Origin of the sequence: uncultured Mailhella sp. (genome assembly GCF_905187505.1) — a bacterium.
In the GTDB taxonomy this organism is placed as follows: Bacteria; Desulfobacterota; Desulfovibrionia; order Desulfovibrionales; family Desulfovibrionaceae; genus Mailhella.
Window position 1 is genome coordinate 1 of sequence record NZ_CAJJIC010000040.1, and the last position, 17,759, is coordinate 17,759.

At 63.2% G+C, this 17,759-nt stretch carries 16 protein-coding genes; 7 read left to right on the forward strand and 9 right to left on the reverse strand.

Annotated elements, in window-relative coordinates:
- Positions 1 to 98 precede the first annotated feature (98 nt).
- The gene (gene gdhA, locus QZZ60_RS05615) at positions 99 to 1,457 is read left to right on the forward strand and encodes an NADP-specific glutamate dehydrogenase (protein WP_295639000.1); all 1,359 of its coding nucleotides are present in this window, start codon (positions 99 to 101) and stop codon (positions 1,455 to 1,457) included.
- Between the two features lie 298 nt (positions 1,458 to 1,755).
- Here the strand turns inward: gdhA and aroE are convergent, their stop codons facing one another.
- From aroE to QZZ60_RS05660, 9 genes are all read right to left on the reverse strand, one after another.
- Complete coding sequence (gene aroE, locus QZZ60_RS05620; RefSeq protein WP_295639003.1) at positions 1,756 to 2,622, reverse strand: shikimate dehydrogenase; 867 nt, start codon at positions 2,620 to 2,622, stop codon at positions 1,756 to 1,758.
- A gap of 13 nt (positions 2,623 to 2,635) precedes the next feature.
- On the reverse strand, positions 2,636 to 3,154 hold the full coding sequence (locus QZZ60_RS05625) for a shikimate kinase (protein WP_295639006.1): 519 nt from the start codon (positions 3,152 to 3,154) through the stop codon (positions 2,636 to 2,638).
- On the reverse strand, positions 3,151 to 4,209 hold the full coding sequence (aroC, locus tag QZZ60_RS05630) for a chorismate synthase (protein WP_295639009.1): 1,059 nt from the start codon (positions 4,207 to 4,209) through the stop codon (positions 3,151 to 3,153). The genes QZZ60_RS05625 and aroC overlap by 4 nt, the downstream gene beginning before the upstream one ends.
- Entirely contained in the window at positions 4,209 to 5,045 is an 837-nt protein-coding gene (locus QZZ60_RS05635) for a prephenate dehydrogenase/arogenate dehydrogenase family protein (RefSeq protein WP_295639012.1), read from the reverse strand. Before QZZ60_RS05635 ends, aroC begins: the two co-directional genes overlap by 1 nt.
- Positions 5,042 to 6,361 (reverse strand): 3-phosphoshikimate 1-carboxyvinyltransferase, encoded by a 1,320-nt coding sequence (gene aroA, locus QZZ60_RS05640; RefSeq protein WP_295639015.1) that lies wholly within the window; start codon positions 6,359 to 6,361, stop codon positions 5,042 to 5,044. The genes QZZ60_RS05635 and aroA overlap by 4 nt, the downstream gene beginning before the upstream one ends.
- Positions 6,362 to 6,364: 3 nt before the next feature.
- Complete coding sequence (pheA, locus tag QZZ60_RS05645; RefSeq protein ID WP_295639018.1) at positions 6,365 to 7,504, reverse strand: prephenate dehydratase; 1,140 nt, start codon at positions 7,502 to 7,504, stop codon at positions 6,365 to 6,367.
- A 3-nt stretch (positions 7,505 to 7,507) separates the two neighbouring features.
- A complete protein-coding gene (locus QZZ60_RS05650; protein WP_295639021.1) occupies positions 7,508 to 8,476 on the reverse strand; it encodes a 3-dehydroquinate synthase II family protein in 969 nt (322 codons plus the stop codon).
- A gap of 15 nt (positions 8,477 to 8,491) precedes the next feature.
- Positions 8,492 to 9,295 (reverse strand): 2-amino-3,7-dideoxy-D-threo-hept-6-ulosonate synthase, encoded by an 804-nt coding sequence (locus tag QZZ60_RS05655; protein ID WP_295639023.1) that lies wholly within the window; start codon positions 9,293 to 9,295, stop codon positions 8,492 to 8,494.
- 308 nt (positions 9,296 to 9,603) lie between these two features.
- A complete protein-coding gene (locus tag QZZ60_RS05660) occupies positions 9,604 to 10,404 on the reverse strand; it encodes a 2-amino-3,7-dideoxy-D-threo-hept-6-ulosonate synthase (RefSeq protein WP_295639026.1) in 801 nt (266 codons plus the stop codon).
- 823 nt (positions 10,405 to 11,227) lie between these two features.
- On the opposite strand from QZZ60_RS05660, the gene QZZ60_RS05665 reads away from it, so the two are divergent.
- From QZZ60_RS05665 to trpA, 6 genes are read left to right on the forward strand one after another with little or no spacing between them, the layout of a single operon-like run.
- The gene (locus QZZ60_RS05665) at positions 11,228 to 12,658 is read left to right on the forward strand and encodes an anthranilate synthase component I family protein (RefSeq protein ID WP_295639028.1); all 1,431 of its coding nucleotides are present in this window, start codon (positions 11,228 to 11,230) and stop codon (positions 12,656 to 12,658) included.
- Positions 12,639 to 14,225 (forward strand): anthranilate phosphoribosyltransferase, encoded by a 1,587-nt coding sequence (gene trpD / locus QZZ60_RS05670; RefSeq protein ID WP_295639031.1) that lies wholly within the window; start codon positions 12,639 to 12,641, stop codon positions 14,223 to 14,225. The genes QZZ60_RS05665 and trpD overlap by 20 nt, the downstream gene beginning before the upstream one ends.
- On the forward strand, positions 14,222 to 15,040 hold the full coding sequence (locus tag QZZ60_RS05675) for an indole-3-glycerol-phosphate synthase (protein WP_295639034.1): 819 nt from the start codon (positions 14,222 to 14,224) through the stop codon (positions 15,038 to 15,040). The genes trpD and QZZ60_RS05675 overlap by 4 nt, the downstream gene beginning before the upstream one ends.
- Positions 15,030 to 15,686, forward strand: a complete 657-nt coding sequence (locus QZZ60_RS05680; RefSeq protein WP_295639037.1) for a phosphoribosylanthranilate isomerase — start codon at positions 15,030 to 15,032, stop codon at positions 15,684 to 15,686. Before QZZ60_RS05675 ends, QZZ60_RS05680 begins: the two co-directional genes overlap by 11 nt.
- On the forward strand, positions 15,683 to 16,852 hold the full coding sequence (trpB, locus tag QZZ60_RS05685; protein WP_295639040.1) for a tryptophan synthase subunit beta: 1,170 nt from the start codon (positions 15,683 to 15,685) through the stop codon (positions 16,850 to 16,852). The genes QZZ60_RS05680 and trpB overlap by 4 nt, the downstream gene beginning before the upstream one ends.
- A 33-nt stretch (positions 16,853 to 16,885) precedes the next feature.
- A complete protein-coding gene (gene trpA / locus QZZ60_RS05690; RefSeq protein ID WP_295639043.1) occupies positions 16,886 to 17,656 on the forward strand; it encodes a tryptophan synthase subunit alpha in 771 nt (256 codons plus the stop codon).
- The last annotated feature ends 103 nt before the right edge of the window (positions 17,657 to 17,759 follow it).

The following is a 17,759-nucleotide window of genomic DNA, read 5'->3' on the forward strand; positions in this document are numbered from 1 at the left end:
GTTTTTAACAAAAATGTACTACTTCGAGTCCGGCGGATGATTGTTGCACATTTTGAGGGGAGCCTTCCCCTTCCGCCATTTTAAAGGAGCAGAGAGTCATGGGTAACAGTTACGTGCAGAGCGTCGTGGAAAACGTGCGCGCCAAGAATCCTCATCAGCCGGAATTTCTGCAGGCCGTGGAAGAAGTGCTCTTCTCCATGCAGCCGCTTTTCGACAGAGAATCCAAGTATCAGGAAAACGCCATTCTTGAGCGCATCGTCGTGCCCGAACGCCTTGTGGAATTCCGCGTGGCCTGGACCGACGACAAGGGCCGCATTCAGGTGAACAACGGCTACCGCGTCCAGTTCAACTCCGCCATCGGACCGTACAAGGGCGGCCTGCGCTTCCATCCCAGCGTGAACCAGAGCATCCTGAAGTTCCTCGGCTTCGAACAGATCTTCAAGAACAGCCTTACCGGCCTGCCCATCGGCGGCGGCAAGGGCGGTTCCGACTTCGATCCCAAGGGCAAGTCCGACGCGGAAGTCATGCGCTTCTGCCAGGCCTTCATGACCGAGCTTGTCCGCTACATCGGTGCGTTCAGCGACGTTCCCGCCGGCGACATCGGCGTGGGCGGCCGCGAAATCGGCTACCTCTTCGGCCAGTACAAGCGTCTGACCAGCCGTTTTGAAGGCGTGCTCACCGGCAAGGGCCTCAAGTGGGGCGGCTCTCTGGCTCGTACCGAAGCCACCGGCTTCGGCAACGTGTACTTCGCCGAGAACATGCTGAAGGCCGTCGGCAAGGAAATCGAAGGCAAGACGGCCGCCGTGTCCGGCGCGGGCAACGTGGCCATCTACACCGTGAAGAAGCTCTATCAGCTCGGCGCGAAGCCCGTCACCGTGTCCGACTCCCGCGGCTGCATCTATCAGCCGAGCGGCATCAACCTTGAAGTGCTGCAGCAGGTCAAGGAACAGGAGCGCGCTCCCCTCACCCGTTACGCCGAACTGTGCAAGGACGCCACCTTCATTCCTGTTTCCGAATATCCTGCGGGCGAACATCCCGTGTGGAACGTGGGCGCCGATCTCGCCTTCCCGAGCGCCACGCAGAACGAAGTCACCCTGGCCGACGCGAAGAACCTGCTCTCCAAGGGCTGCATCTTGGTGAGCGAAGGCGCCAACATGCCTTCCACCCTTGAAGCTACCGCCGAATTCCAGAAGGCCGGCATCTGCTACGGCCCGGCCAAGTGCGCCAACGCCGGCGGCGTGGCCACCAGCCAGCTCGAAATGGAACAGAACGCGGGCATGACCTCCTGGACCTTCGACGAAGTGGACGGCAAGCTCAAGGGCATCATGGCCGGCATCTTCAAGGCTGCCCACGATACCGCCGAAGAATTCGGCCAGCCCGGCAACTACGTGATGGGCGGCAACATCGCCGGCTTCCGCAAGGTGGCCGACAGCATGATCGAACAGGGTCTCATGTAAGGAGCCCGTCGGCTCATCCGCTGACAGACAGATACGAAAGCGCCGTCTTCCGTCGTTCGGAAGGCGGCGCTTTTGCGTGGCGGGAAAAGCGGAAGGGCGCCTCATGATGCCGGATGTGCCGAAGGCGATGCGCCTCATGGCGCAGGCCGCATCGGACGGAAGCGGGGAGAAAAGACGGTCCCTCTCGGGGAAGCGCCTTTATGCCGCCTCCCGGAGGCGGATTTCCGGCGAACGGTGCGCGACGGGCCCGGGCCGTCCTTTCGGGGCGGGCCTTGTCGCAACCATGTTCAGGGTGAACCTACAAGCCTTTTTTCAGCTCGGGCACGAGCTTTTTCTGTACGGCGGCCATCATGAGCGAGGCGTCGAGCGGCATGGAGGCGAACTGCTCGAGCGCCAGAATGGCCTGATGGATGAGCATGCCGAGGCCGTTCATGACGTGGTGGCCGCGCTTTTCCGCTTCCTTGAGAAGTTCGGTTTTGAGCGGCCGGTAAATGAGGTCGCATACCGGAGCACCGGCGGGCAGGCGATCGAGAAAGTCGAAGGAGGAGAACTGCGAATTCACCCCCTGCATGCCGAGCGGCGTGCAGTTGATGAAAAGTTCCGCCTCGGAAAGCGCCTTTTCAAAGTCTTCGCTGCCTATGGCGACCACGCGGACGCGGCTCGAGGCTCGGGCGAGCTCTTCCGCCCTGGCCGGGGTGCGGCAGCATACGGTGATCTGTCCCGCCCCTTCGGCGGCCAGCTTGAGCACCACGGAGCGCGCGGCTCCGCCGGCGCCGTACACGGCGATGCGCAGGTCTTTCGGCCGTATGCCCTCATCGTGCAGCGAGCGCACGAAGCCCCCTCCGTCGGTGTTGTGCCCGTGGAACCGGCCGTCACGTATGACCACGGTGTTCACGGCGTGGTACATGGCGGCGTCGTCGGAAAGGGTGTCCATGAGCGGCACGAGATCGGTCTTGTGCGGCATGGTGGCGTTGAAGCCCGCAAGGTTCAGGCCGGGAGCGCCGGGCAGCCATGCCCCCACGGTTCCGGCGGGCACGCGGATGCGGCCGTAGGTGCAGGGAATGCCGAGCTCATCGAGCATGGCCTGCTGGATGAGCGGGGAGAGGCTGTGTTCTATGGGATCGCCGATGACGGCCAGCGTTTTTCCGTCGAGAAGGGAACTCATGGCATGCTCCGGGTCAGGCGTGAGAGAGGTGACGGCGGTAATGGCGCAGTATCTGAAGTATGCGGCGCTTCAGCGTGCGCGGGCCGCCGTGATTGGGGATGACGACGTCGGCATGGCGGCGGTAGAGGTCAAGGCGTTCGGCGTAGAGACGAAAGAGTCTGTCCCTGTCGTTCTGCACGAGCGGCCGGTCGGTAAGGGAGGTCGAGCGCAGAATGTGCGAGGGGTGTCTGTCGATGAAGACGACAAGGCCGCCTTGCGAGAGCGCCTTCATGTTTTCCTCGCGCAGCACCATGCCTCCGCCCGTGGAGATCACCGCGCCGTCCCGGGCCGCCGCCTCTTTTGCGCAGACGGACTCGATGTCGCGAAAGCCGCTTTCTCCCTCTGCGGCGAAGATGTCGGGAATGGTCCGGCCGGTCTTCTGTTCGATCATGACGTCGGTGTCCAGGAGCGGCAGGCGCAGCCTGCGCGCGAGCCTTTTGCCGAAGGTGGTCTTGCCGCAGCCGGAAAGGCCGATGAGCACGAGATTCTTCATGCAAGCACCCCCGGCACTTCCGTGAGCGCGAGAGCGCAGGCCGCTTCGATGACGGGCACGGCGCGGGAAAGGATGCACGGGTCGTGCCTGCCGGTGATGACGAGTTTTTCCGCCCTGCCCGTGTTCATGTTCACGGTGTCCTGCTCCCGGCCTATGGAGGGGGTGGGCTTGATGATCACGCTGAACACGACGGGCATGCCGTTGGAAATGCCGCCGTTGATGCCGCCGTTGTTGTTGGTGCGCGTGGTCGGTCTTTCTCCCGGCACAAAGGCGTCGTTGGCTTCGCTCCCGCGCATGGAGGCAAGGCCGAAGCCCGTGCCGAAGGCTATTCCCTTCACCGCAGGCACGGCAAAGACGTGCCTTGCGATGATGGTTTCGATGTTCTCGTCGAAGTCCGGGCTGCCGAGTCCGGCGGGAACGCCGAGCGCAAAGCATTCTATGATGCCGCCCACGGAGTCGCCGTCGGCGCGGGCGGCGAGAACGGCCTGCTGCATGGCTTCGCCCCGGGCGTCGTCCACTACGGGAAAGCTCTTTCTTCCCGCCGCGCGCAGCGCCTCAAGGTCGGGTGCGGCAAGATCGAGGGGGGCATCCTCGATGTCCGCAATCCGGCTGATGCGGGCCAGAACCTCCACGCCTTTTTGCTTCAGCGCCAGTCTGGCAAGAGCCCCGGCAAAGACCAGGGGCGCCGTGAGACGGCCGGAAAAATGGCCGCCGCCCCGGTAGTCTTCAAAGCCGCCGTAGCGCAGATGCGCCGTGAAGTCGGCGTGGCCGGGCCGGGCGAGCCAGCGCGTGGCGGCGTAGTCGCGCGATCTTGTGTCGGTGTTTTCAATGACGCCGCAAAGGGGGGTGCCGCAGGTCTTTCCCTCGAACACGCCGCTCAGAATGCGGACGTCGTCCTTTTCGTTTCTCGCCGTGGCCAGAGGTGACCTGCCCGGAGCTCGGCGCGCCATCTGTGCACGGATGAAGTCCATGTCCACGTCGAGCCCCGAAGGGACGTTCTGAAGCACGATGCCTATGGCAGGACCGTGGGATTCGCCGAACAGGCTGTAACGCATTATTTCTGTCCTTTTTTGAGACCCATGCGGGCCGACTGAAGGGCCACCTTCCGGGCCTCCTCATGAATTTTTTTCTTTTCCTCGCCTTCCTTCCACCACCAGCGGGCCTTGTGCAGAATGAGGTCGACGTCGCCTGCGGCCGCGAGGGAAAGCAGGTTTCTGTACTGACGCGTCATGGCCTGACTGTGGGGATTGGCTTCAAAAAGCCATGTGAACAGCGCTCCGTCCTCCATGAGCTGCTTTTCCGTGGAGTTCATGCGCCGGAGAAACGAGGGCGTTATGTACGGCAGGAGCGCGGGGTCTTCCGCCGTCATGGCGAAATACACCGCGCTCGTGATGAAGTTCATGCCCTGTATCTTGGCTTCCGCGATGTCGTGTTCTTCGGCCGTGGCGCGGAAGGTCACGCAGCCGAAGTGCTGAAACAGGCTTTCGGTAAAACGGGTGTCCTCTTCCGAGGCGTTTTTCCCCGGCACTATGGTCACGCGCAGTTCCAGATCCTGTGCGGGCACGGGCCCGAAAAGCGGATGCGTGCCCACCACCGGCCCGCTCCACAGGCTTTCCATGTGCTGCATGGGCAGTTCCTTCACCGAGGTGATGTCGGCAAGGATGGCGTCGGGCTCCATGAAGGGCCTGAGCGTGGTCACGGTGTCGGCTATGGCCGTGGCCGGTATGCACAAAAGCACGAGGCGCGCCCCCCGGCAGGCGTTTCTTACGTTTTCCTCCTCAAAGGGCAGGTCGAGCCCCAGCACGGTGAGATCGGGATTGCGGCTGAAGCGCTCCGTGAGCATGGCCCCCATGCGGCCCCGGCAGCCTACGATGACGATGCGCTCGCTCATGCAAGGGCGCTCCATACGTTCCAGAATTCAGGAAAGGACTTGCGCACCACGGAAGGATCGTCCACCGAGACCTTCCGGCCTTCGGCAAGGCCGAGCAGCGACACGGCCATGGCGATGCGGTGGTCGTTGTAGGTGGCAAACACCGTGCCTTCGGGAATGACCGGTCCTTCGGGAGCGGTGCCGTGCACGGCAAGAAAGTCCGGCCCTTCCTCCACCTTCACGCCGATGCGGGAAAGTTCCGCGGCGCAGGCTGAGAGGCGGTCGCACTCCTTGATGCGCAGATGCGCGACGTTCGTGATGCGCGTTTCGCCTTCGGCAAAGGCCGCCGTCATGGCCACGGTGGGCACGAGATCCGGGCAGTCGCCCATGTCCACCTCAATGCCGGAGAGCTTCGAGGGGCTCACGAGAATGCCGTCCTCCCTGATGTCCACGGACGCTCCCATGGAGCGCAGAATGTCCAGCATGGCGCGGTCTCCCTGAAGGGAGTCGGCGCGAAGGTTCGTGACGAGAACGGGCTTTTTGCCCACGGCTCCGGCCGCGAGAAGATACGAGGCTCCCGACCAGTCGCCTTCCACCGCGTGTTCGCCGCAGCGGTAGCTTCCGGGCTGCACGGTGATGCGGAGGCGTCCGGGACGGGCCTCGGTCACGCTCCTCCACGCAACGCGCTTCCAGCCATCGCCTGAGAGTTCCTCCACCTTAAAGGCTATGCCGAAGTCTTCCATGACCTGAAGGGTCAGGCCCACGTAGGGCCAGGAGACCACCTTGTTTCCCGTAAGGGAAATGCAGAGGGGGGAAGGACAGAAGGGGGCGGCGAGCAGCAGGCCGGAGAGAAACTGGCTCGACTCGTCCACGCTCATGGAAACTTCGCCGCCGGAAAGGCCGTGCGTTTCGAGCACGAAGGGAGGGAAGCCCTTTTTTCCTTCAAAGCGAATGCGTGCGCCGAGCTGTTCGAGCGCGCTTGTAAGCGCGCCTATGGGACGAGCGTGCATTCTCTCCACGCCGTGAATGCGGAAGGAGCCGCGCCCTGCGGCCAGAACCGCGGTGAGCAGGCGGCAGGTGGTGCCCGACTCTCCCACGTTGCAGTCGGAAGGAGCGTCCGTGCCGCCTTCGGGACCGTTCTTCATGCCGCAGACTCGCCATGAGCCGCCTCCGAGGTCTTCCAGAACGGCTCCTGCCGTGTGGAGAATGTCGCGCGTGCGCTCAAGATCGGCGCTTGAGAGCGCATGGCGCACCAGTGAGTCGCCGTGCGCCAGAGCGGCCGCGATGAGCGTGCGGTGAGAGACGGACTTGGAGGCGGGGGCCTGAAGGGTGATCATGAATCAGAATCCTGTGGTGTTGGCGGTTGAGTCGAGACGCGGGCCCTCGGGGTAGCAGCCGAGCACGCGCACCGAGTTGCAGCAGGCGTCGAGGTCTTCAATGAGCGCTCTTCGTCCCGCGGAGGAAAGGTCGCATTCCACGTCGGCAAAGAACACGTAGTCCCAGCACGATCCCTTCATGGGACGGGATTCGAGCTTGGTCATGTTCACCTTGTGGGCGGAAAAGGTGTTGAGGACGGTGGAAAGCGTGCCGGCCCGGTTGGGAACCGTGAAAAGAAGCGAGGACTTGAAGCGTTCCTGTTCCCCTGCATGGTCGGTCCGGGACGGAGAGACGCCGGGGCGGATGAGCACGAAGCGCGTCCAGTTGGCGGTGTCGTCCTGAATGTTGTCGGCAAGAGAGCTCATGCCGAGCTTTTCGGCCATGCTGCGATGCCCGATGGAGGCCGCCCCTTCCTCGCGGGACGCCTTCCACGCGGCGGCCGCCGTGGACTCCACGGACACGAGCCGCACCGAAGGAAGATGCGCGCGCAGCCACGCGGCGCACTGACCGAGGGGCTGAGCGTGGGAGTAGACGGTCGTTATGTTCTCCAGCGACTTTTCCCGGCTGAGCAGACTGTTGGCGATGCGGGAGAAGAACTCGGCCTGAATGTTCACCTCGTACTGGGAGAACAGGTCGAAGCTCTGCGTGATGGTGCCGTGGATGGAATTTTCCAGCGGAATGATGCCCGCGTCGTATTCGCCGAGGCTCACGCCGCGGAAGATTTCGTTGAAGTCGTGACAGGGCACGAAGGTCATGGATTCGCCGAGAAAGTCTCTGGCCGCAAAATAGGAAAACGTGCCTTCCGGCCCCAGATAGGCTATGGCGGCCGGCTTCTGCAGCGAGCGGGAGGCCGAAAGAATGGCGCGCCACACGGCCGTGACGTGTTCCGCCTTGAGCGGACCCTGGTTGAGCGAGGCGAGCCTTTCCAGAAGCCTGGCCTCCCGTGCCGGATCGAACACCCTGCCCGAGACCTGCCGCTTCGCCTGTCCGACGGCGAGGCTGAGATTCGCCCGCCGGTTCAGAAGTTCAAGAAGCTGCCGGTCGACCTCGTCGATCTGTTCACGCAGCTTGTCGAGACCGGGAATCTGGAAAGGCTCTGCCATGATCTACTTCTCCTGAATGTCTTCCTTGATGCGCATGCCGAAGTGACGTCCGGCCTCGTCGGTGCGACAGAGCACCTTGTCGCCGGGCTTGAGCGTCACCACGCTCACGGGCGTGCCGTCCGGCGCGGTGAGACGGATGGTTTCGGCGTTCTGCAGGAACACCGCGCCCTTCTTGTCGCCGACTCTGGCTTCGACGAGCAGCATGGGCCGCACTTCTATCTTCACCCGTCCCGCCGTGGCGAGGCTTGTCGCTCCCGTATGGTCCACCACGAGCATCTGCCTGCCGGCAACGACTTCCGAGAGATAGGTGGTGGCGTCGCCGGGCAGGCGTATGTAGGCGTGCACCGCGCCCGCGTTCACGCGGAAGGGGCGGGAGGCCACATATTCGTTGTGCTCGGTTTCGGCATGGACGAGAAAGGTGAAGGCGCTGGAATTGCCCACCAGCATGCCCTGACCGCGGTGCAGCATGGACATGGTGTCTATGCACACGCGGTGACCGAGTCCTGCGGGCTCCACGCGGGTGATGACGGCTTCCTCGAGCTCTTCGTGCTCCCGGCTTATCTTGCAGCGGGACACGATGTCCTTGAGCTCACCTATGGCTTCGGGCAGCACCACGATGCCCTGCACGCCGCGCTGAAGAATGCCCGAGGCAAGCACGGCCTCCTCAAGACTTCCCGCTTCGGCCACCACGTTGTCGCACTGGGCGAGCAGGTTTTCCACGGGAATGATCTCCCATCCCCGGGCCAGCACGACCTGTCTGCCGGAGCGGAGAGCGTCGCGTATGTCCTCCTCATCGCTCTTGGAGGTCATGGCGCGGGAGGGCATGTCCTCCTCGGCAAGGACCTGCGTGCGGGAAAGCTGGGAAACCGAGTCCACCTTGTCCGCGGGAACGATGACCCCGTCGACGCCGGATTCCAGCGCGAGGGTCACGTCGTTCTTGCTGAAGGGCACGCTCTTGAAATAGATGATCATGGCCTCTCCTGAAAGCTAGTCTTCGCCCACGATGGCCATGGCGTCGTCCACGGAAGCGCCCGAATGCACGATGGCGTTCATGGCGCGCATGAGATTCACGCGGCGGGGATGCTCGAACACGTTGCGGCCGATGGAAAGACCCGCGCCGCCCGCCTGCAGGGAATCGTAGACCATCTGCAGAAGCTTGCGCGTGGAGTCGATGCGTTCGCCGCCCGCGATGACCACGGGGGCGCAGCAGCACTCGGTGACCTTGCGGAAGGTTTCGGGGCTGCCGGTGTAGGACACCTTCACGATGTCGGCGCCGAGTTCCGCGCCCACGCGGGCGCAGTGGGCCACCACGTCGACGGCGAAGCTGTCGCGGATGAGGCCGCCGCGGCCGTAGAGCATCATGAGAAGCGGCATGCCCCAGCGGTTGCAGTGATCGGCGATGACGCCCGCGGTGTGGAGCATTTCGCGCTCGTTGGGATCGCCGAGGTTGAGATGCACGGACACGGCGTCCGCACCGAGGCGTATGGCTTCCTCCACCGTTCCGGTGAGCACCTTGGTGTTGCCGTTGGGGGAAAGTTCCGTGGAGGCGGTGATGTGCATGATGAGGCCGAGATCGGCGTTGGCGTCGGCGCAGCCGGAAGCGCGGATGAGGCCCTTGTGCATGATCACGGCGTTGGCGCCGCCTTCATTCATGTCGTCCACGGCCTTGCGGATGTCCACGAGTCCGTCGGGGGCGCCGATGGTCATGCCGTGATCCATGGGAACGATGATGGTGCGCTTGGTGTCGGGGTTGAAAATGTGGGTCAGTCTTTTTTTGGTGCCGAGTTCCATGATGCGTTCCTTCTCATTGAACGTTGGGGGCTGCGTGGCGGCTTATGCATACAAAAAGGGCCGCCGGCTTGTTTCGCCTGCGGCCCGAAGTTTGCAAACTGAGGTTGTCAGCAATCCTTCCGACCACAGGGCCCGGTAAAATAAAAGTAGAAACCAAAGGTAAAGCCGTTGGTTTCAAACTGGGCGGTGGCGGAATACAGAGTATGCATGACAAACAACCATTGAAAGTTTAAAAATTTACTAATCCCAGAGGAAGAAATCTGTCAACAGGAAAATGACGTGAGACGGAAACTTTTTGCCTTTCCGCGTTATTCCTTCTCTCCCATGAGCTCGAGGGCCTCCTCCACGGTGGCGTTGCCGTGCACCATGGCGCGCAGGGCCTTGAGCAGCTCCACGCGGCGCGGATGCTCGAACACGTTGCGTCCCACGGAAAGACCGGAGCCGCCGGCCTGAAGCGAGCCGTACACCATTTCCAGCAGCTTGCGCGTGGAATCGAGCTTGGGGCCGCCGGCGATGAGCACGGGCACGCCGCAGTCCTCCACCACGTCGGCAAAGGTTTCCGGATCGCCGGTGTAGGGCACCTTCACGATGTCGGCGCCGAGTTCCGCGCCCACGCGGGCGCAGTGGGCGATGTTGTGCGGATCGTAGCTGTCCACGTCGTGGCCGCGGGCGTACACCATCATGAGCAGAGGCATACCCCAGAGACTGCATTCCTTGGCGATCTTTCCGGCGTCGGACATCATCAGGCTTTCGTCGTCGTCGCCGAGATTGATGTGGATGGACACGGCGTCGGCGCCGAGACGCACGGCCTCTTCCACGTCGCCCACGAGCATTTTCTTGTTGGGACGGCGCGACAGGCTGGTGGAAGCGGAAATGTGCATGATGAAGCCGAGACGCATGTGGGATTCGTAGTCGGCCTTGTGGATGAGTCCCTTGTGCAGAAGCACGGCGTCGGCCATGCCTTCGTCCATGTCGTGCACGGCCTTTGCCATGTTGCGCAGACCGCGGGGCGCGCCGTCGGACATGCCGTGATCCATGGGAACGATGATGGCGCGGCCGGTTTTGGGATTGATGATGCGATTGAATCTTCTGAGCGAACCGACTTCCATGGGAGGTACCTCTTTGCAGGCATCCCGGCGGTCATGAAAAAAAAGCCGCCGGCTCTGTATATGCCTGCGGCTTTGTATTCCTGTGCGATGTGACGGAAGAAATCAGCACAGCCTGCCGCTTGTCCGGTAATAATAATACGCATAGCACCAGCAACCGAAGCTGCTGGCGAAGGTAAAGTAACCGGGACGAAACGCGCTGAACATGATTTCCAACCTTTTTCTCCGTCATAGCGCCGCTTTTGAAAATCTGTCAAGCGCGGAAAAAAGAGCTTCGTCTCTTCGCCCATTTAATAATGGTCCAAAAAGGACGCACCGGCCTTTTTTGTGCGGCGGAAATCAGCCGCATTTTCCCGGATTTTCAGGCAGGAGCCGTCCTTTGCGCGCTATGAAGAATATTTTTTTGCAACTTGTGCCTAGGGAACGCCGATCTTTCCCGCATTTTCTGCTCAATGCTCTCCCGTGCGCGAATGATGGAGACAAAAAGCCGTCCGAATGATGCAAAATTGTTTCATGCACCGTGGTGATGGACGGAATGCGTCCGTGCCGGAACCGGAGCGGCAAAAAGTTCTTTTCATGCCATTGACAAAAGGGTGGGCTTCTGCATACACAGAAGGAAAGTTCAACGTCTGCTTCAGGAGTCCATCATGTCCGCATCCGTCTTCGCCATGTCCTTCGCCGGTCAGTGGTGGTGGCGTATCTTTTCTTCAGGGAGAGGATGCGGTCTTGACGCGTAGCTGAAGCGCAGAGTCAAAAAAGCAGAGCAAATGCCGTTCCCTCTCCGGGGAGCGGCATTTTTTTATTAATTCACACGAGGTTCGACGACATGACAACCAGAACGACCCCCATTCGAGTGCGTCAGAGCGTCCGTCATCTTCCGGCGGACATGGACACGCCCATCAGTCTTTTTCTGGACATTGCCCGGGAAAGAGACGGCATACTGCTGGAGAGCGCGGAAGTCGACGGACGATGGGGACGCTACAGCGTGCTTGCCTGCGACATGGCCCTGTATCTGATCTGCCGCGACGGAAAGCTGTTCTGCCGCATCGAGGATAAGCGTCTTGCCGGACTTTCGGCCTTCGACGGCATGAACTTCGTGGACGGACTGCGCGGCGTCATGCGCACGCTGGAAGTGCTGCCCGATCCGAACGCCGCCGATCTTCCGCCCATCACGCGCTCCCTGTGCGGCTATCTCGGCTTCGGCATGGCCTCGCTCTTTCATCCGAAGCTGGCCTCCGTCATGAGGCCCGAGGACGCGGAATGCGTGCTCTGTCTGCCCGGAACGCTGCTTCTGTTCGACCACATGTACAATAGGCTCGCGCAGGTGAGCCTCGGCGGGCACCGCGATCTCGGCCGCTGCGGCTCCTTTGCCCGCAGCGGCGCCGCGCTGCCGGAGAAGACGGACGTGCTGGCCGAGCCCTCCGAAGAGGGTTTTCAAAAGGCCGTGGAGCACATACGGGAAATGCTGCGCATGGGCGAGGCCATTCAGGTGGTGCCCTCGGTGCGCTTTTCCATGCCCTTTTCGGGCGATCCCTTCACGCTCTACCGCAGGATGCGCAGCGAGAACGCCTCGCCGTACATGTTCTTCATGCGTCTTCCGGGCATCACGCTCTTCGGCTCCTCGCCGGAAGTCATGGTGCGCTGCGAAGGCGGAAGGCTGCTTTCCGCGCCCATAGCCGGAACGCGCCGTCGCGGTTCCACCGTGGCCGAGGACGAGGCCCTTGCCGGGGAGCTTCTTGCCGACCCCAAGGAACGGGCCGAGCACATGATGCTCGTGGATCTCGGCCGCAACGATCTCGGCCGTCTGGCCCGTCCCGGCACCGTGGAGGTGGAAAAGCTCATGATGGTGGAGCGCTTTTCCCACGTCATGCATCTGACAAGCCGCGTCACCGCCGAGCTCGACGACGGGCTGGATGCCGTGGACGTGCTTGCCGCCACCTTCCCCGCGGGCACGGTGAGCGGCGCGCCCAAGATTCGCGCCATGGAAATCATTGCCGAAACCGAACCCGGGCCGCGCGGACCGTACGCGGGCTGCATAGGCTGGCTCGGGCTCGACCGGGACGGCGTGAATCTCGACACCGGCATCACCATACGCAGCATGTGGGTGCGGGACGGACGCCTTTACTGGCAGGCGGGAGCCGGAATCGTGCACGATTCCGTGCCCGCCCTGGAATGGAAGGAGGTTTGCAACAAGTCGGCCATCATGCGTCAGGCATGCTTTACCACGGGAGAGTTCCATGTTCCTGCTCATAGATAACTACGATTCCTTCACCTACAATCTGGTTCAGGCCTTCTGCCGTCTGGGGCACCGGCCCCGCGTGATCAAAAATGACGATCCCGGCCTTGTGGCCATGGCCAACGATCCGTCGCTGCGCATGGTGTGCATTTCTCCCGGGCCGGGGCATCCTTCCAAAGCCGGGTACTGCCTCGACTTTCTGCGTCAGCTCAGTCCCCGCATCCCCGTGCTCGGCGTATGCCTCGGGCATCAGATTCTCGGGCTCTACGCGGGCGCGGAAGTCGTGCCCGGCCCCGTGGTCATGCACGGCAGGACCTCGGAAATCGTGCACGACGGCAAGGGGCTGTACCGCGGCATGCCCAACCCCATGGTGGTGGGGCGCTATCACTCCCTTGTGGTGCGCGTGGACGACTCCCATCCCAACGATCTTCTCGCGGTGTCGGCCCGGGGGCCGCAGGGCGAAGTCATGTCCATGCGCTTTCGCGACAGGCCGTGGGTGGGCGTGCAGTACCATCCCGAATCCATCCTCACCCCGGACGGCCTGCGTCTTCTGGAAAACTTCCCCGGAAGCCTGCTGCCCACGGTGCACGCCGCGCCCACCATCAGTTCCATTCTGGAATCCGTGTCTCAGGGCCGCGACATGACCGACGAGGAATGCGACGTGGCTTTCGGCTCCATGCTCGACGGCACCATGACGCCGGCCCAGGCCGGGGCCCTGCTCATGGGGCTGCGCATGAAGGGCGAAAAGCCTGCGGAACTTGCCGCGGCCATACGCATCATGCTGGCCCGTTCCGTCAAGGTGACGGGCATTCCGGAAAAGTGCATCGACATCGTGGGCACGGGCGGCGACGGCAAGCGGTCCTTCAACTGTTCCACGGCCACCTCGCTCACGCTGGCGGGCATGGGCTACAGAATGCTCAAGCACGGCAACCGCGCGGTGTCCTCCACCTCCGGCGCCGCCGACGCGCTGGAAGGCCTCGGCCTGCCGCTGGAAAAGGATCCCGACGCCATTGTGGAGATGCTGAAGGAACGCAATTTCGCCTTTCAGTTCGCGCCGTACTTCCATCCGGCCTTTGCCAACGTGGGGCCGGTGCGCAAGCAGCTCGGCATGCGCACGCTTTTCAACATGCTCGGCCCCATGCTGAACCCCGCCTGCCCCGACTATCTCATGATGGGCGTGGGCGATCCAAAGCAGGTCGAGCTCATTGCGGCCACGCTGCAGAAGCGCCCCTTCCACAAAGTGGCGGTGTTCAACGGCGCGGGCGGCTACGACGAGCTTACCACCATGGGAAAGACGCGCGTCATTCTCATCACTGACGGCGTCATGGACGAGGTGGTGTTCGATCCGGCGCTCTACGGCTTTGCGCCGTGCGAGCCCGAGGACCTGGAAGTGAAGAACAAGGAGGAGGCCGCCGCCGTGCTCCGGGAACTTCTGGCCGGACGCGGTCCCCGCGCCATGCGCGACATGATGACGGTGAACGCGGCCTTCGCCATTTACATGCTCGAGGACGACAAGAGCATGGAAGAGTGCGTGGCCATGGCCAGAAAGGGCGTGGCCGAAGGCGCGGGCATGAGGGTGCTGGCATGACGGGACTTGAGAGATTCATGGAGGCCAAAAAGAGCGAGATCGCCCGCCTTGAAGCCATGGGTGCGCAAGCCTTTGCGCCGTGGCGGGGCAATCGTCCCTCCTTTCGTCACGCGCTTCTGGCCGGAGGCGAAGGGCCGCTGGCCGTGGTGGCGGAATACAAGCGGGCCTCGCCCTCGCGCGGGGTGATATGCGAATCGCTGGAACCGGAGGACGCGGCCTTGCAGTACGCCGCATCCGGCGCATCCGCCCTTTCCGTGCTCACCGAGGAGCGCTACTTTCACGGCTCCTTCTCCAGTCTCTTCCGCATGGCGTCGGCTCTGGAGCGCACGGGACACAGGGTTCCCCTGCTGCGCAAGGATTTCATCTTTCATCCGCTGCAGGTGACGGCCACGCTGTCCTCTCCGGCCTCGGCCCTGCTTCTCATCGTGAGGCTCACGCCGGACGCGCGTCTTCTGCGCGACCTTCGCGAGCAGGCGGAGGCCGAAGGCGTGGATGCCGTGGTGGAGGTGTTCGACGAGCGCGACGTGGAGCTTGCCCGCGAGAGCGGGGCGCGCATCCTTCAGGTGAACGCGAGGGATCTTGCCTCGCTTCGCGTGGACAGACGGGCCTGCCTGAAGCTTGCAGGGGAGTGCCCGCCTAAGGACGGCGAGCTCTGGATTGCGGCGAGCGGCATGAGCTGCCCCGGCGACCTGGAAGAGGCGGCAGACGCGGGATTCACGGCGGCCCTTGTGGGCTCGGCGCTCATGAAGGACGGCTGTCCGGGAAAGGCGCTTCGGCATCTTCTGCACGGCGGGGAGAAAAAACGTGAGAATTAAGATCTGCGGCATGAGCGAACAGACGCTCATCGACGAGGCGGCCGCGCTCGGCGTGGAGATGTGCGGATTCGTGTTCCACGCCCCCAGTCCGCGCAACGTGACGGCGCACGAGGTGGCCGCGTTAGACACGCACGGCATGAAGCGCACGGGCGTGTTCGTGCGGCAGAGCGCAGAGGAAATACGGAACATCGTGCGGGAGGCGGGGCTCGACCTCATTCAGCTGCACGGCGGGCAGAGTGCGGAGTTTGCCGCGCGCTTTCCCGCAGAGAAGGTCATCCGCGTGCTCTGGCCCGGGCAGCTTGCTTCCACGGCGGAGCTCCAGCGCGCCATAGACGCCTTTGCCGGAACCTGCGGCCTGTATCTTCTCGACGCGGGCATGGGCAGCGGCAGACAGCTTGACTGGCCTTCGCTCCGGGCGCTCCGGTTCCCTCATCCGTGGTTCCTTTCAGGCGGACTCGGGCCGGACGACGTGGAAAGGGCGCTTTCGGCCTGTTCTCCCGACGGGCTTGACTTCAATTCCAGACTGGAAACCTCCCCGGGGAAAAAGAACGGGGAACTCATGGAAAGAGCCGTGGCCGCGGTGCGCGCGCAGGAAAGGGCGCGACGGAACCGCGACATGGACGGACAGGAAGGTGACGAACGATGAAAAAGGGATATTTCGGTGATTTCGGCGGGCGTTTCGTGCCCGAGCTGCTCATGCCCCCGCTCATGGAACTTGAGGAGGCCATGAAGGACATACTGCCTTCCGAGGCCTTTCGGAAGGAGCTTGACGATCTTCTGAAGAACTATGCCGGCCGCGAGACGCCGCTCACCTTCTGCCCCGGGCTTTCCGAAAAGCTCGGCTTCGAGCTGTGGCTCAAGCGCGAGGACCTTCTGCACACCGGCGCGCACAAGATCAACAACACGCTCGGTCAGGCGCTTCTGGCCAAACACATGGGCAAGACCTCGCTCATTGCCGAAACGGGCGCGGGCCAGCACGGCGTGGCCACGGCGGCAGCCGCGGCAAGGCTCGGCATGAAGTGCACCGTCTACATGGGCGCGGAAGACGCCGAGCGGCAGTCCGCCAACGTGCGCAGGATGCGTCTTCTGGGGGCGGACGTGGTGGCCGTGGAAAGCGGCTCCCGCACGCTGAAGGATGCCATAAACGCCGCGCTCCGGGCATGGATTTCCCTGCAGAAGACCACGCATTACTGCTTCGGCACGGCGGCGGGACCGTACCCCTTCCCCGATCTCGTCCGGGAATTTCAGAGCGTCATCGGCCGCGAGGCCCGCGCGCAGATGCTCGAGCGCACGGGAAGCCTGCCCGACTGCGTGGTGGCGGCCGTGGGAGGCGGTTCCAACGCCATAGGAATGTTCTCGGCCTTTGTGCCGGATACGTCGGTGAAGATCATCGGCGTGGAGGCGGGCGGCACGGGCGAGCCCGGCTGCATGCACTCGGCGGCCATCAATCTCGGACGTCCCGGCGTGCTGCACGGGGAATACACCATGCTGCTGCAGGACGACGACGGACAGATACTGCCTTCGGGCTCCATTTCGGCGGGACTGGACTACCCGGGCGTGGGGCCGGAGCACGCGCATCTTGCCGCCACGGGACGCGTGAAGTACGCCGTGGCCTACGATCATGAGGCTCTCGACGCCTTTCAGACGCTCTGCCGCGTGGAAGGCATACTTCCCGCGCTGGAATCGTCCCACGCGCTCGCGTACGTGCTGGCGCACGCAGGAGAATTTGAGCCCGGCAGCCGCGTGCTGGTCAACCTTTCCGGCCGCGGCGACAAGGACATGGACATTGTGGAAAAGGCGCTCGGACTCTGAGCGACAGACGGCAGGACCGTGAAGGAACACACTATGCACATTCTGGAAAAAAAGATACGGGACGCCGCAGCCGAGGGACGCACGGCGCTCATTCCCTTTGTGACGGCGGGGTATCCGACCCCGGAAACCTTCTGGAACGTCGTGGCCGGGCTGGACGGAAGCGGCGCGGACGTCATTGAAATCGGCGTGCCCTTTTCCGATCCCGTGGCCGACGGGCCCGTGGTGGAGGCGGCGTCGGTGAAGGCTCTTGAAAACGGCGTCACGCTGCACGGCATCATTGAGGGACTGCGCAAGCGCCGGGGAACGTTCCGGGCCGGTCTCGTGCTCATGGGATACATGAATCCCTTTCTGCAGTACGGGCTGGAAAAACTTGCCCGCGATGCGCAGGAAGCGGGCGTGCACGGCCTCATCGTTCCCGACCTGCCCTTCGACGAGGCCGGGGAAATGCGGGAGACGCTTGCCCGTCACGGCATCGCGCTCATCGCGCTGGTGGGGCCGAACACGAGCGAGGAACGCATGAAGCTTTATGCGGCCGTGTCGCAGGGCTACGTGTACGCGGTGTCCGTCATGGGCACCACGGGCGAGAGAAAGAGCCTGCCCCCCGAGGTGACGGACGTGCTTTCCCGCGCGCGTCGCGTCTTTTCTCTGCCTGTGGCGCTCGGCTTCGGCCTGCGTTCTCCCGAGCAGCTTTCGGCCCTGCCGGAGGCGCTGCGGCCCGATGCGGCGGTCTTCGGCAGCGCGCTTCTGCGTCACATCGCGGAGGGAAAGACTCCCGCCGACTTCATCCGGGCATGGAGGGCGTAACGGAACGCGCTTTGCAGAAGCCTCCCCTGCGGGCATCGCAGAGGAGGCTTTTTGGTTAAAAGAAAACCCCCAGCTAGGCTGGGGGTTCCCGAAAACTTATAGT